Genomic DNA, 14,764 nt, shown 5'->3' with positions numbered 1-14,764 from the left:
GGCTCAGCGGTGCCAGGTGAGCAGCGGGACCTCCCGCTCGGCGCGCGTGGGCGCGCCGTGCTGGCCCACCATCTCGAAGGCGTGCGGGGGCACCCGCCGGCCGTCGTAGAGGGCAAGATCCCCGTGCCCGGCGACGAGCAGATCCCCGATGCGGGCACGGACCCGGTCCTCGACGACGGCGCCGAACCAGCCGGCGTCGACGGCCTCGTCCCGCGTGAGCACCCACGCGTGCGCCCCGTAGCGCTCGGCCCAGGTGCGCCGCACCCTCTCGCGCACGTCCGGACCCGCGTCGGATCGGAAGTGCAGCTGCACGAGGCGGGGCTCCCCCGCGGTGTGCGCGATCCCCTCGAGCAGCGCGGGGTCGGCGAGCTCCCCGGCCTCGTCCAGGGCGGCGTAGTCCACGCGGCGCGACGGCGGCACGTCGACCATGCCGTGGTCGCCGGTGGCGAGCACCACCGTCCCGGCGGGCACGCGGTCCACCAGGCGCCGCACCGCCGCGTCGATCTCCTCGAGGGCGTGCAGCCACCGGTCCGAGCCCACGCCGTCCCGGTGGCCGGCCTTGTCCAGCTCGTTGACGTAGAAGTAGACGAGCGTGGGCACGCGGGCGTCCTTCAGCACGCGTTCGACGGCCTGGGCGCGGGCGATCAGGGCGCGGCCGGCCACGAACCGGCCGCCACGCAGCCCCGCCCGTGTCAGGGCCGAACGCTCGAAGGCGGGCAGCGAGACCGTGACGGCGTCCACGCCGGCCGCGGCGGCGCGCTCGAACACGGTGGGCTTCGGCTGCCACCCCACCGGGTCGGTGGCCTCGTCCCAGCCGCCCAGCTGGTTGATCACCACGTCCCGGTCCGGGTCGAGCACGTCGTAGCCGGCCACGCCGTGCTCCCCGACGTCCAGCCCGGTGCCCAGGCTCGTGAGGGACGCGGCCGTCGTGGTGGGCACGGCCGCCTCGAGGACGCGGCCGCCGTCGGCCATCGCCGAGCGCAGCGTGGGGGCGTGGCCGCCGAAGCGCTTCAGGAGGGACCGTCCGAGGCCGTCCACCAGGGCGACGACCACGCGGCGGCCCGCCGGGACCGCGAGCGCGTTCTCACAGCCCGGGACACCGAGGGCGGCCGCGGCGGAGGTCAGGACGGAGCGCAGGGCACGGTCGGCGGGGACCACGCCGTCGGGGAGGGCGGGCCCCGTCACGTGGTGGCCGCCAGGTGGGCGCGGCGCAGGGCCCGGGCGAAGGCCAGGGCGCCGTCGACGGCCCCCTGCCCGTCGGCGTCGGCGGCGACGCGGATCACGAGGTCCTCGCGGGTGGCGGTGCCGGTGTAGCCGTGGTCGAGGTCGCACTGGGGGTCGGCGCAGCCGGCGGGCTGCAGGTCCAGTCGCTGGCCTCCGGCCCACATCAGCCCGAGGGTCATCTCGGCCACGGGGTCGGACGGCCGGAAGCGGGCGGGGTCGGCGTGGCCGGTGGTCAGGACCACGGAGCCGAGGGCGCGGACCGGGACCATCTCGGTGGAGACCTGGGCGAGGACCGCCTGGCCGGCCGGGTCGGCGGCGTGGTCGTCGAGGTGGACGGCCAGCAGGGTGTCCCCGGCGAGCACGAGGGCCGTGATGTGCCGGTGGATCTCCTCGTAGTCGAAGTGCGTGTCCACGTGGACGAGGTGCGCGTCCGGGGTGCGGCCTTCGAGCTCGAGGGCGATGGCGTGCGCCACGAGGTCCGGGTAGAAGCCGGCGCGGACGAGTGAGGCGTCGAGGCCGCCGCTACCGTCCAGGGTGCGGGCCTCGCGCTGCCGGCCCTCGGCCTCGGGGGCGTCGGGGCGGTGGTCGGGACGGCCTGGCTCGTGACTCCTGCGGAACGGGCTCATGTCCCCCATGCTACGGGTCCGGCGCCGGGCCGTCCGGGCCCGCTGTGGACGGCCCGGTCAGCGGCCGCGCAGCGCGCGCCGGGCCGAGTCGGTGCGGCGGGCCGCGTTGGCGACGTGCACCTCGGCCTGCAGCACCGTCACGCCCTCGGGGGCGGCCAGCACGGGCGCGAAGCGCAGGCGGGCGACCTGCGGCAGGTCGTCCTTGAGGACGCTGACGCGGCCCACGAGGTCCTCCAGCGCGGCGAGGTCGACGGAGGGCACCCCGCCGGTGCCGCGCAGCTTCACGGCGGCGCGGGGGGCGCGGACCATGCGGGCCACGTCCCGGTCCGTGAGCGGGGGCACGCGGTGCACCCAGTCCCCCAGCAGGTCCGTGGCGTCGCCGGCGATGCCGAAGGAGACCACGGGGCCCAGCAGCGGGTCCTCGAGCGCCGTGAGCATGCAGGCCTGCCCGGCGGGGGCCATGGCCTGGACCTCGAGCTCGCGCACGCCGAACGGCGCGAGCAGACGGCGCATGTGCTCGACGTTGCGGCGCAGGGAGTCGGCGTCCACCACGTTCAGGCGGACGCCGCCCAGGTCGAGTCGGTGCCGCAGGTGGGGGTCCACGGCCTTGAGCGCCACGGGGAAGCCGAGCCGCTCGGCGGCCGCCACGGCCTCGTCGGCGGTCTCGAACCGGGCCGAGGGCAGCACGGTGATCCCGTAGTGGCCCAGCAGCGTCTCGGTCTCCTCGTCGTAGAGCCGGACGAGTTCGGTGCCCTCGGCACGCGCGGCGGCCGCCTCCACGAGCTCCTCGGCCTCGTGCGGGTGCAGGCCGGTCGGCTCGAGCGGCTCGCCGACCTCCTGGCGGCGCCAGTGGACGTAGTCCGCGAGCGCGCCGAGCACGGTCATGGCCTGCTGCGGCGACGGGTAGAAGGGCAGGCCGGGCTGCAGGGAACCGGGCTCGGCGTCGTCACCCACGGGCCCGGTGGCGCCGAGCGTGGCGCCGCGATAGCGCGGGGAGACGACGTCGGTCAGGCAGCCGAGCACGGGGATGCGGGCGTTCCGGGTCGCGTCGGCGAGGGCGTGGGCCAGCCGCTCCGGCTCGTCGTCCGCCTGGTGCAGGCCGAGGCGGGCCAGCACCACGACGGCATCGGGCTGCTCGTGGCGGACGGCGTCCCGGACAGCGGAGACCAGCGTCTCGGCGGGCGGGGCGATGCCCTGTTCGCTGCCGACGAGGCCGATGGTGGCCGTGACCTCCAGCCCGGCCTCGGCCGCGGCGTCGCGGCCCAGCCGGTCCAGGGCGAGCGAGTCGGCCACGAGGACGACGCGGTGGCCCGTGGGCAGCGGTTGGCTGGCCACGGCCATGAGGATGTCGAGCATGGCCTCGTGCGTGTGGGCCTCGAGCACGCCGGTCTGGTCGAGCATCGAGTCCACGGTGCCCTCGGGGGCCTGGGTGGTGCGGGTCTCGTGGCCCGGGGGCAGGAAGCGCCCGGTGACGTCGGAGCGGACCACCACGACGGGCTTGGTGCGGGAGAGCCGCCGGGCGATGCGGGAGAACTTGCGCGGGTTGCCGAACGACTCGAGGTACACGCCGACGGCGGCGGTGTGGGGGTCCGCCTCGAAGAACTGCATGGCGTCGTTGCCCGAGACGTCCGCACGGTTGCCGGCGCTGATCGAGGTGGAGATCCCCACCCCGCGGCGCTTGACGCCGGCGGAGACCATGGCGCCGACGGCGCCGGACTGGCTGAACAGCCCGACGGGGCCGCGCTGGGCCAGGCCCGGGGACGGGGAGGCGTTGAGGCGGATCGCGGGGTCCGTGCGGACCAGGCCGGCGGAGGCCGGGCCGATCACGCGCATGCCGTGGGCGCGGGCGAGGGAGACCAGGGAGCGCTGGGCCTCGAGTCCCTCGGCACCGGCGTCGGCGTAGCCCGAGGTGAGGACGACGAGCCCCTGGGCCCCGGCCGCGGCGGCCTCGGGGATGAGGGCCTCGACCTCGTCGGCGGGCACCGCGACGACGACGAGGTCGACCGGCTCGCCGATGTCGGCCAGGGAGCGGTGGGCGGTGAGGCCCTGGACGTCCTCGGCGGCGCGGTTCACGGCGTGGACCGCACCCGTGAAGCCCGCCTCGAGGACGTGGCGCAGCACGAGCGAGCCGACGGCCTGCGGATCGCGGGAGGCGCCGACGACGGCCACGGACGCGGGCTCGACCAGCTCGGCCACGCTGCGGGACTCGGCCCGGTGCTCGCGGGACTCGACGACGGCGCGCCACCGGGCGGTGGGGTCGATGGGGAACTCGACGGCCACGACGCCGTCCTCGAACCGGCGGGTCACCTCGAAGCCGGACTCCTGGAACACCGACAGCATCTTGCGGTTCTCGGGCAGGACCTCGGCGGTGAAGCGGCGGATGCCGTTCTCGCGGGCGGCCACGGCCAGGTGCTCCATGAGGATGGAGCCCAGCCCGCGGCCCTGGGCGGCGTCGGAGATGTTGAAGGCGACCTCCGCGGCGTCGGAGTCCCCGTAGCGGTCGTAGCGGCCCACGCCGAGCAGGCGGCCGCCGCGGGTGATCACGAACGCCACCCGGTCCCGGTGGTCCACGTGGGTGAACCGGTCCAGGTCCTTGGCGCTCAGCTCGGACTTGTACGTGAAGTAGCGCAGGTAGATGGAGTTCTCGGACTGCCCGGCGTGCATGCGCTGCAGCTCAGCGGCGTCCTCGGGCGAGATGGGCCGCAGGTGGGCCGTGGCGCCGTCACGGAGCACCACATCGGCCTCCCAGTGGGAGGGATATCCGCGGACGGCTTCGGTCTCACCCATAGGATCACTGTAGACAATCCCCGACGCCGTGAGGACTCCCCGACCACCATGATGGCCCGTTCATCCCGTTCCCGCCCCGCCGAGCAGGACGCCCCGCGCCCGCTGCCGCTGGAGCAGGAGAACATCGTCGACGTCGACGTCTCCGAGGAGATGGAGGCGTCCTTCCTCGAGTACGCCTACTCGGTGATCTACTCGCGCGCCCTGCCGGACGCGCGCGACGGCCTCAAGCCGGTGCAGCGGCGCATCCTCTACATGATGTCCCGCATGGGCCTGCGCCCGGACCGCGGTCACGTGAAGTCCGCCCGTGTGGTGGGCGAGGTGATGGGCAAGCTGCACCCCCACGGCGACGCCGCGATCTACGACGCGATGGTCCGCCTCGCCCAGCCGTTCTCCCTGCGCCTGCCCGTGGTGGACGGGCACGGCAACTTCGGCTCGCTCGACGACGGCCCCGCGGCCCCGCGCTACACGGAGGCCCGCATGGCCCCGGCCGCCCTGGCGCTCACCGCGGACCTCGACGAGGGCACCGTGGACTTCGTCCCCAACTACGACAACCAGCTCCAGCAGCCGGCCGTGCTGCCCGCCGCCTACCCCAACCTGCTCGTCAACGGCACCACCGGCATCGCCGTCGGCATGGCCACGAACATGGCCCCGCACAACCTGCGCGAGGTCGTGGCGGGCGCGCGCCACCTGCTCGCGGACCCCGAGGCGGACCTCGAGGCGATCATGGCCCACATCCCCGGCCCCGACCTCCCCTCGGGCGGCCGGATCGTGGGGCTCGACGGCGTCCGCGACGCCTACGCGACCGGCCGCGGCACGTTCCGCATGCGGGCCGCCGTCGCCGTGGAGCAGGTCTCCGCGCGTCGCACCGGCCTGGTCGTCACCGAGCTGCCGTACGGCGTGGGCCCCGAGAAGGTCATCGAGCGGATCAAGGCCGGCGTCGACGCGAAGAAGCTCAGCGGCATCGCCGACGTCGTGGACCTGACGGACCGCAAGAACGGGCTGCGCCTGCAGATCGAGCTCAAGTCCGGGTTCAACCCCCAGGCCGTGCTGGCCGCCCTGTACCGGCACACCCCGCTCGAGGAGACGTTCGGGATCAACAACGTCGCGCTCGTCGACGGCCAGCCGCAGACCCTGGGCCTGCTGCCCCTGCTGCGGGTCTACGTGGACCACCGTCTGGACGTGGTGCGGCGCCGCACGGGGCACCGCCTCGGCAAGCACCGCGATCGTCTCCACCTCGTCGAGGGCCTGCTGCTGGCGCTCGTGGACATCGACGAGGTCATCGAGATCATCCGTTCCTCGGACGACACGGCGGCCGCGCGCACCCGCCTCATGGGCGTCTTCGACCTCACCCAGGTGCAGGCCGATCACATCCTGGAGCTGCGGCTGCGCCAGCTGACGAAGTTCTCCCGCATCGAGCTGGAGGCCGAGCGCGACGAGCTGCAGGCCGCGATCGCCGAGCTCGAGGCGATCCTCGCCTCCGACGCGCGGCTGCGGGAGGTGGTCTCGGCCGAGCTGCAGGCCGTCGCCGACGAGCACGGCGACGACCGCCGCACGGTCCTGCTCGAGGCCGAGACCGCCGCGGCCCCCGCCGCCGGGCCCGCGCCGTCCGGGCCGACCCCCGCCGGCGCCGCGGAGGCCGGGGCGGACCTGATGGTCCCGGACACGGCGTGCTGGGCCCTGCTCTCCACCTCCGGACGCCTGCTGCGCACCGTGGACCGCACGCCGATCGCCCCGCAGGGCCGGCGCCGCAAGCACGACGCCTTCGCCTCCGTGGTCCCGACGACGGCCCGCGGCGAGATCGGGGCCCTCACCTCCGCCGGCGCGCTGCACCGCCTCCAGGCCGTCGACCTGCCGGTGGCCGGCGAGCCGTCCGCGGCCCCCGCGATGACCGCGGCCCTCCCCGCCGCGGAGCTGGTGCCCCTGGCCAAGGGCGAGACGCTCGTGGCCCTGGTCCCCCTGGACGCCGTCCTGGCACTGGGCACCGCCCACGGGGTCGTCAAGCGCGTCCGGCCGGAGTGGCCCCTGAACCGCCAGGTCGTCGACGCCGTCGCCCTGAAGGACGGCGACGCGGTGGTCGGCGCCGCCCCCGCTCCGGACGAGGCCGACCAGCTCGTCTTCCTCACCCGCACCGGCCAGCTGCTGCGCTACGCCGCCTCCGCCGTGCGCCCCCAGGGCCCGGCCGGCGGCGGTGTCGCGGGCATCCGGCTGGCCGCCGGGGACACGGTGCTCGCGTTCGGGGTGGCCCCCGCCGCCTCCCTCACCGAGACCGGTGCGGACGCCGCGGCCCACCCGCGGCCCGCCGTCGTGGTGACCGTGACGGACGGCGAGGCGGACGTGCTCGGCTCCGCCCCGGGCTCCGTCAAGGTCACCCCGCTCGGGGAGTATCCGGCCAAGGGCCGCGGCACCGGCGGCGTGCGCGCCCACCGGCTGCTCAAGGGCGAGAGCGGCCTCGAGCTCGGCTGGATCGGCGCCGCGCCCGCGCTCGCGGCCTCCCGGGCCGGCGTGGCCCGCGCGCTGCCGATCGAGTACGGGCGCCGGGACGGCTCGGGCGTGCCCGTGGACCAGCGCATCGAGGCCGTCGGTGCCGGCGCCTCCCCCGAACTCGTCTCAGCCCCGCCCGCCGAGGAGGACGCCGTGGCCGTGTCCGCGGACTGATCAGGGGCCTTAGCGGCCGATCCGCACCGGGACGTCGCCGTCCTCCAACAGCCTGCCGTCATGGGTGACGACCACGACGATCCTGTCCGTCAGGGCCTGGCGCAGATCCCTCATGAGGGCGCGTGCCTCGTCGGCGTCCACGTGTGCGGTCGGCTCGTCCAGCAGCACGACATCGGCGCGGGCCACGAGTGCCCGGGCCACGGCCAGGCGTTGACGCTGCCCGCCTGAGAGCCGCTGCCCGCCTGGGCCGACGCGCGTGTCCAGGCCCTGCGGTGCGGCGGCCAGCCACGGACCCAGTCCCACCAGCTCGAGCACGGCGGTGAGCTCTGCGTCGGACGGGGCGTCCGCGACGCCGCGGGCCAGGGCGAGATTGCCGCGCGCCGTGGAGTCGAAGATCAGGGCGTCCTGCGGGGTCCAGGCGACCCGGGCCAGCGCCGTCGCGTCCGGGCGGGCCGGGTCCGACTGGGGCGTCGGGGGCGAGGTCCCGAGCGTGTACCGGCCGGCGGTCAGGGGCAGGAAGCCCAGCAGCACGGCCAGCAGGGTCGACTTCCCGGACCCGGAGGGCCCGGTGACGACGGCGACGTCCCCGGGGGCCAGGTCGAGCTCCAGGTCGGTCCACAGCGGGGCCGCACCGGGGTGGGCGAAGGCGGCCTCCGACAGACGCAGGCGACACACCGGCCCCTCCGGCGGCGCCGCCGATTCTGCGGCCTCCGCCGGTGCACGCCGCGCCGCGGCAGCTCCGCCCTCCTCCGGGCCGAGCAGCTCACCGGTCGCCCGCGCCCGATCCGCCAGGGTGCCCCAATGCTGGGCGGCGGCGGCCAGCGCCCCATAGGGCTCTGCCCAGGAGAGCGCGAGCAGCACCACCAGCGCCGCGACCGGCGCGGAGGTGCCGGTGTGGGCCGCCGCGGCCGCCACGGCCACCGCGATCCCCCCGGAGGCCACGACCGCCAGCGCCCGGCCCCCACCGGCGGCCCACGCGGCCCGACGACGGGGACGCTGCAGCCGGTCGTCCAGTGCCGCCAGTCCCCGCAGTGCAGGCTCGGTCAGCCCCAGCCCGCGCAGGTCTCCGGCCGCGTTCAGCACGGCGGCCGCGCGGTCGACGAGCGCGCCCTGCCCGCGCACCTGGGCCGCGGTCTGGCGACGGTCCAGGACGGCGACCAGCACGGGGATCACCACCAGGGCGACCGCCCCGGGCGCCAGGGCCACGACCGCAAGCTCCGGGGCCAACGCCTGGGTCAGGGCGGCGGTGGCCAGCCAGGCGAGCAGGGCCGCCGGGGCAGGCACGAGCACCCGGGGCACCGCGTCCCGAAAGGCGTCCACGTCCGAGACCAGCAGGGACAGGGCGCCGTCGGCCCGGCCCACCCGGCCCCACAGCCGGGGTTGACGGCCCAGCGCGTCCCACAGGCGCAGCCGCAGCACCGTGGCCCAGCCGAACACGGCGTCGTGGGTGACCAGCCGGTCCAGGTAGCGGAACACGGCCCGGGACAGGCCGAACCCGCGCACCAGCACGATCACGGCCAGCAGGTAGAGCACCGGCGGCCGCGAGGAGGCGGTGACGATCAGCCAGCCGGACAGCGCCGCCAGCAGTGCGGCGGACACGTGGGTCCCGGCGGCCCAGCCGATGCCGGCCCACAGCTTCCGATGCCGCCACGGCAGCAGCCGCAGCCCGGCCCGCAGCGAGGCCCGTCGCGGAGTGGCCGGCTCCGGCCGCGAGCGCCTCTGGGCGGCGGCGACCGGCTCCGCCGTGGCCGGGGATCCGGCGGTCGGACCGGCGCCGGGGGCCAGCCGGACGAGGGCGTCGGCGGCCGTCAGCAGGGTGGGATCGTGGGAGGCGACCACCACGGTGCACTGCGGCGTGCTCAGCCCGGGCACCGCACCGGAGGGCAGGGCCGCGAGGGTCTCGGCGACGACGGCGGCCGCGGCGCCGTCCAGGTGGGCGGTGGGCTCGTCCAGGAGCACGAGCCACGGGCCGGTCCCGTCCGCGGCGTGCAGGCGGGCCAGGAGGCGGGCGACCGCGACCCGCCGGCGCTCCCCCGGGCTCAGATCGGCCGGGTCCCGCTCCTGGAGACCCCCGAGCGCGACGGCGGCCAGCACGGCGGAGCGAACGGGACCGGGCAGCGCACCCCCGGCGGCCAGGTCCAGTTCGGCGGCGACCGTGCGCTCGGTCAGCACGGGGTGCTGCCCGAGCCAGAGGGTGCGTTCCGTGTCGACTCCGGCGACCCGGCCGGTGGCCTCGGCGGCGTCCTGGCGCAGCAGGCCGGCCAGCAGACGCAGGACGGTGGACTTGCCGGTGCCGGAGGGCCCGGCCAGGGCGGTCAGATGCCCCGGGGGCGCGGTGAGGTCGAGACCCTCGAGCACCTGCCGTCCGGCCATCCGGACGCTCAGGTCCTGCACCAGGACGCCGCCGTCCCGGTCCGGCCCGGAGGCCGGCCCGAGCGTGTCGAGCACGGGGGCCGGGACGGGGGCGTCGGCCGCGGCCCGGGCGCGGGACTCGGCCTCGCGGCCGTCCTCGGAGGCGTGGAAGGCCGCGCCGACCTCCCGCAGCGGCAGGTAGAGCTCGGCGGCGAGGATGAGGACCACCAGGCCGTCGAGAAGCGCCATCTGCCCGTTCACCAGGCGCAGTCCGATGAACACCGCCATGACGGCCACGGACAGGGAGGCGATCAGCTCGAGGGCGAGACCGGAGAGGAATGCGGTGCGCAGCGTGACCATCGTGGCCGCGTGGTGCCGCTGGGAGACCTCCTGCAGAGCGCGGCGCTGGACGCCGGCCCGGTGGAGTCCGACGAGCACCGGCAGGCCGCGGGCGAGCTCCAGCAGGTGCCCGGCCAGCCGGTCGAGCCCGTCCTGGGCGGCATCGATGCGCTCCTGGGTGTGGCGGCCCACCAGGATCATGAACAGGGGAACCAGGGGCAGGGTGATGGCGGCCACCACGGCGGAGACGAGGTCGTGGGTGAGGATCCACACGCCCAGGGCCGCCGGGACCACGGCGGTGGCGGCCAGCGCGGGCAGGGCTTCGGTGTAGTGGTCGTCCAGGCTCTTGAGGCCGTGGGTGACCAGGACGGCATCGGCGCCGGAACGGGGGCGTCCGCCGTCGGCGGCGGCCAGTCGTTGGGCGACGACGGCGGCCCGCACCTGCTGCTGGGCCCCCAGCGCGGCGCGGCGGCCCACCACGCGCTGCCCCGCCTCCGCCAGGGCACGCAGGGCCACCCCGGCCGCCCCGAGCAGCACGGGGCCGCTCAGGGTCTGCGCGGCGGGCACAGGGCCCACGGGGGCCGGCGGGTGGAACAGCAGGTCGAGCAGCCGGGCGGAGTCCTCGGGGTCCAGGGTCATCGCCAGGCCGGTGATCAGCCGGGCCAGGGATTCGGCGAGCAGGATCCAGCCGAGCGCGCGCAGCACGGCGAGGGCCAGCAGGGCCGGCAGGGCCCGAAGTGCGGCCGGGGTCATCGGGGGCCGGGCCCGACGGGTCGGGCCCGGAGGCGGCCCGGCCGCCGAGGCGGAGCGCTCGACGGCCGGGGCGGCGGGGCGGCTGGGGCTCACAGCGGCTCCACCAGGTGGGCCTCCGGGATGTGGGTGTCGGCCAGACGGCGGCGGAACATCCAGTAGGACCACCCTGTGTAGGCCAGCACGATGGGCACGAAGATCAGGGAGATCACGGCCATCAGGCCCAGGGTGTACGGGCCGGAGGAGGCCAGCTGAGCGGTGAGGCTGAACTGCGGGTCCACCGTAGAGGGCAGCACGACCGGGTACTGGGTGACCATGATCGCCGTCCACGCCAGCACCAGAACCAGCGTCAGGGACGTGAAGGCCAGGCCCTCGCGGCCGGCCCGGGCGGCCACCACCGACGCGGCCACCGCCACGACGGCCAGCACCAGCAGCGCCCAGGTCCACGGGCGGTCGCCGCGGGCCACCACGAGCCCTGCCCAGACCAGCAGCGGCAGCACGGCCAGCGGGGTCCACGTGGACAGGAAGCGGGCGGCCGACCGGCGGGGGGCGCCGTCGGTCTTCAGGCCGATGAACGCCCACGCCTGCGCCAGGGAGAAGCCGACCACGGCCAGACCACCGAGCAGCGCCGGGCCGGTCACCCACACGAAGGGGCCGCCCACCCGGTCCCCGTTGGCGTCCAGCGGCAGGCCGGTCGTCGTCAGCACGAGCAGCACGCCGGCCATGAAGGCCGCCAGGAACGAGCCGATGCCCAGGGTCCAGGTCCAGATCTCCCGGCCGGCGTCGGTGGCGGCCTTGCCGCGGTACTCGATGGACACCGCCCGCAGGATCAGACCGAACAGCATCACGAGCATCGGCAGGTACAGGGTGGAGAACACCGCCGCGTACCAGAACGGGAAGGCCGCGAACATCGCTCCGACGGCGGTGATCAGCCACACCTCGTTGCCCTCCCAGACGGGGCCGATGATGTTCAGCAGCACCCGGCGCCGTGGCTCGTCCCGCGCCCAGAAGCGCACGAGCATGCCGACCCCGAGGTCGAAGCCCTCGAGGGCCAGGTAGCCGAGCCAGAGCACGGCGATGATGACGTACCAGTAGACGGGAAGGACCTCAGCCATGGTCGTGCTGTCCTCTCTGCGAGCGGGTCAGTAGGCGAACGCGAGCACGTCGTCGCGGTCGCGCTTCTGTTCATCGGAGTGCTCGGCGGCGGTGAGCTCCGGCATGGCGGCCGGGACGCCGCCGCGGACGAACCGGGTCAGCAGGAAGACCTCGACGCCCAGCAGCACCGCGTAGATCCCGACCAGGACGATCAGGGACACGAGGACCTCTTCACCCGTGACCCCGGGCGAGACGGCCGCGGCGGTGAACATGTACACCTGATCTACGCCCATCGCCGGGTTCGGGTACACCACGAACGGCTGCCGGCCCATCTCGGTGAACACCCAGCCGGTCATGTTCGCCGCGAACGGCGCCCCGATCGAGGCCACGGCCAGGCGCATCCAGCCACGGGAGGCCGGGACGGTGCCGCGGCGGGAGAACCACAGCGCGCCCAGTGCCGCGAGCGCGCCGAGTCCGCCGAAGAGGATCATGAGCCGGAATCCCCAGTAGGTGACCTCCATCAGCGGCAGATAGGAGATCTCGCTGCCGGCGCGGTCGCCGTAGAGCTCGGAGTCGGGCAGGTGCGTGCCGTACTTCTGCTCGAACTCCGGCAGCAGGGTGTTGATGCCGCGCACCGGCGTGGTGAAGTCCTCGTACGCGAGGTAGGAGAGCAGGCCCGGCACCTCGATCACGCCCTGGACGTCCTCGCAGGTGGTCGCTCCACCCGAGCGCACATCGCCGAGGGTGAGCACGGAGAACGCGGTGCCGTCGTGGCAGGCGGCCTCCGCGGCGGCCATCTTGGTGGGCTGGAAGTGGATCATCTGCTGGGCCTGGGCATGGCCGGAGAATGCGGTGCCGACGAAGCCGATCAGGGCGACGGCCGCCCCGGCGCGCAGCGAGGTGAGCCAGACGCGGTGGTCGGTGCGGTCCCGGGCGGCGGTGCCGGCGTCGCCGACGACGACCAGGCCCGCCTCGTCCACGACGTCGATGCCGTCCCGGCGGCGCTTCCACAGGTGGTACCAGGCGATCCCCACGAGGAAGCCGCCGGCCACGGCCCAGGAGCCGAAGATGGTGTGCGGGTAGTGGGTGAGGACGATCGGGTTGGTCAGCACGGCGCCGAGGTCGTTGAGCACCGGGCGGCCGTCGACGACCTCATAGCCCACCGGGTGCTGCATGAAGCCGTTGGCCACCATGATGAAGTAGGCCGAGAGGTTGATCCCCAGCACCGCGCACCACAGGGCGGCCAGGTGGAGTCTGCGCGGGATCCGGTCCCAGCCGAAGATCCAGATGCCCAGGAACACCGATTCCAGGAAGAACGCGATGAGCGCCTCGAGGGCCAGCGGCGCCCCGAAGACGTCCCCGACGAACCGGGAGTACTCCGACCAGGCCATGCCGAACTGGAACTCCTGCACCAGCCCGGTGGCCACGCCCATGATGAAGTTGATCAGGAACAGCTTTCCCCAGAACTTCGTCATCCGCAGGTAGTGGTCCTTGCCCGTGGCGACCCAGAGGGTCTGCAGGACGGCGACGACGAGGCCGAGTCCGATGGTCAGCGGGACCATGAGGAAGTGGTAGACGGTGGTGATGCCGAACTGCCACCGTGCGAGTTCGAGGGGATCCACGAGGCTGCGCTCCTGAGACAGGCGTTCGACCGCGACAACGCGGTCGCTGGATACCACCACCCTAGTCCGTCGGACGTCGTGACATCGCCGGACGGCGCCGGGCCGACGACGCCCTGACCGTGTCCGCGGACTGTCCCGGCCGAGGCGACCCTGTTCGCCTCGGGCCGATCGACGCCTCCGATGGGCGCCTCACCCGACCCCTCCGATACAGTGGGCTGTCGTCTCACCGCAGGTGAGCGCCCCCTCCCCCGACCCCCCGCAGATTGGTCCTGGTGACGAACGTGTCCGGCAACGCCAGCTACGAGTACTCCCGCGCCGCCCTCCTGGCGGTCACCGAGGTGGAGGCCCCCGTCGAAGTCACCTCGCAGGACCTCGACGACCAGCTGGCGGAGGTGCTCACCCGCCTGCGCCTGCCCGGCTCCCTCCTGGAGCGGGTGGCCGGTGTGCGCAGCCGACGGAACTGGGACGAGACCGAGGACTTCCAGGAGGCCGCCGCGCGCGCCGGCGTCGCGGCCCTGGAGCAGGCCGGCGTCCCGCGGGAGCGGGTGGGCCTGCTCGTGAACACGTCGGTGACCCGGGCCACGCTCGAGCCCTCCGTGGCCGTGCGGATCCACCACCTCATGGGGCTGCCGACCTCGGCGACCAACTTCGACATCACGAACGCGTGCCTCGGGTTCGTCAACGGCCTCATGCTCGCCTCCACCCTCGTGGACGCCGGCCAGATCGACTACGCGGTCGTGGTCGCCGCGGAGGACGCCTCGAAGGTGCAGGCCGCCACCGTGGCCAACCTGCACGCCGAGACCACGCACCGCGGCAACTTCATGGAGCAGTTCGCGTCCCTGACGCTGGGCTCCGGGGCCGCCGCCGCCGTCGTCGGCCGCATCGAGGACCACCCGGACGCCCATCGGATCGTCCGCGGGATCACCCGCGCCGGCACCGACCACCACGGCCTGTGCGTGGGCGACCACCACGGCATGTACACCGACTCCACCGCCCTGCTCAAGGACGGTCTCGAGCTCGTGATGGACGCGTGGCACGACGTCCCGGCGGAGTGGGCGTGGCCGGAGGCCGACCGGTTCATCACGCACCAGGTCTCGCAGATGCACACCGACGCGATCGCGGAGTCCGCCCACCTGGACCCGGCGCGCATCCCGACGACGTTCCCCACGCTGGGCAACGTCGGCCCGGCGTCGTTGCCCATCACCCTCGTGCGGGAGATGGACGCCCTGGAGGACGGGGACACGGTGGTCTGCCTGGGCGTGGGCTCGGGTCTGAACACCGCGATGCTCGAGATCGAATGGTGAGCTGAAGGAG

General features: G+C 74.8%; 8 protein-coding genes. 2 read left to right on the top strand and 6 right to left on the bottom strand.

Annotated elements, in window-relative coordinates:
* Window positions 1-3: 3 nt before the first annotated feature.
* The 3 genes from HDA34_RS00410 to HDA34_RS00400 are packed head-to-tail and all read right to left on the bottom strand — an operon-like array spanning window position 4 to window position 4,637.
* Window positions 4-1,185 (bottom strand): alkaline phosphatase family protein, encoded by a 1,182-nt coding sequence (locus HDA34_RS00410; RefSeq protein WP_134377117.1) that lies wholly within the window; start codon window positions 1,183-1,185, stop codon window positions 4-6.
* Window positions 1,182-1,850, bottom strand: a complete 669-nt coding sequence (locus HDA34_RS00405) for a DUF5998 family protein (RefSeq protein ID WP_044659536.1) — start codon at window positions 1,848-1,850, stop codon at window positions 1,182-1,184. The genes HDA34_RS00410 and HDA34_RS00405 overlap by 4 nt, the downstream gene beginning before the upstream one ends.
* A 57-nt stretch (window positions 1,851-1,907) precedes the next feature.
* Window positions 1,908-4,637: a bifunctional acetate--CoA ligase family protein/GNAT family N-acetyltransferase gene (locus HDA34_RS00400; RefSeq protein WP_069941355.1), complete on the bottom strand. Its 2,730-nt coding sequence runs from the start codon at window positions 4,635-4,637 to the stop codon at window positions 1,908-1,910.
* 48 nt (window positions 4,638-4,685) lie between these two features.
* On the opposite strand from HDA34_RS00400, the gene HDA34_RS00395 reads away from it, so the two are divergent.
* Window positions 4,686-7,292 carry a DNA gyrase/topoisomerase IV subunit A gene (locus HDA34_RS00395; RefSeq protein WP_134377116.1) on the top strand — a complete coding sequence of 869 codons (2,607 nt, stop codon included), beginning with the start codon at window positions 4,686-4,688 and terminating at the stop codon, window positions 7,290-7,292.
* Window positions 7,293-7,301: 9 nt separating this feature from the next.
* Here HDA34_RS00395 and cydC read toward each other — a convergent pair whose 3' ends face one another.
* Genes cydC through HDA34_RS00380 form a run of 3 tightly spaced genes read right to left on the bottom strand, consistent with a single transcriptional unit; the run spans window position 7,302 to window position 13,450 of the window.
* Window positions 7,302-10,829, bottom strand: coding sequence for a thiol reductant ABC exporter subunit CydC (cydC, locus tag HDA34_RS00390; RefSeq protein ID WP_134377115.1), 3,528 nt, complete (start codon window positions 10,827-10,829; stop codon window positions 7,302-7,304).
* Window positions 10,826-11,848 carry a cytochrome d ubiquinol oxidase subunit II gene (gene cydB, locus HDA34_RS00385; protein WP_036314110.1) on the bottom strand — a complete coding sequence of 341 codons (1,023 nt, stop codon included), beginning with the start codon at window positions 11,846-11,848 and terminating at the stop codon, window positions 10,826-10,828. Before cydB ends, cydC begins: the two co-directional genes overlap by 4 nt.
* Before the next feature lie 27 nt (window positions 11,849-11,875).
* Window positions 11,876-13,450, bottom strand: coding sequence for a cytochrome ubiquinol oxidase subunit I (locus HDA34_RS00380; RefSeq protein ID WP_070709091.1), 1,575 nt, complete (start codon window positions 13,448-13,450; stop codon window positions 11,876-11,878).
* Between the two features lie 272 nt (window positions 13,451-13,722).
* Here HDA34_RS00380 and HDA34_RS00375 point away from each other — a divergent pair, with 272 nt between their 5' ends.
* Window positions 13,723-14,754, top strand: coding sequence for a 3-oxoacyl-ACP synthase III (locus HDA34_RS00375; RefSeq protein WP_002858168.1), 1,032 nt, complete (start codon window positions 13,723-13,725; stop codon window positions 14,752-14,754).
* Window positions 14,755-14,764: the final 10 nt, after the last annotated feature.

Source organism: Micrococcus luteus (genome assembly GCF_014138885.1).
GTDB lineage: Bacteria > Actinomycetota > Actinomycetes > Actinomycetales > Micrococcaceae > Micrococcus > Micrococcus luteus.
The sequence above is the reverse complement of the archived record's forward strand: the minus strand, read 5'-3'. Positions and strand labels throughout refer to the sequence as shown.

Bases quoted from the DNA above. Each gene is read 5' to 3' on its own strand.
- HDA34_RS00405 (WP_044659536.1), bottom strand. From the start codon at position 1,850: ATGAGCCCGTTCCGCAGGAGTCACGAGCCAGGCCGTCCCGACCACCGC.
- HDA34_RS00400 (WP_069941355.1), bottom strand. From the start codon at position 4,637: ATGGGTGAGACCGAAGCCGTCCGCGGATATCCCTCCCACTGGGAGGCC.
- HDA34_RS00395 (WP_134377116.1), top strand. From the start codon at position 4,686: ATGATGGCCCGTTCATCCCGTTCCCGCCCCGCCGAGCAGGACGCCCCG.
- cydB (WP_036314110.1), bottom strand. From the start codon at position 11,848: ATGGCTGAGGTCCTTCCCGTCTACTGGTACGTCATCATCGCCGTGCTC.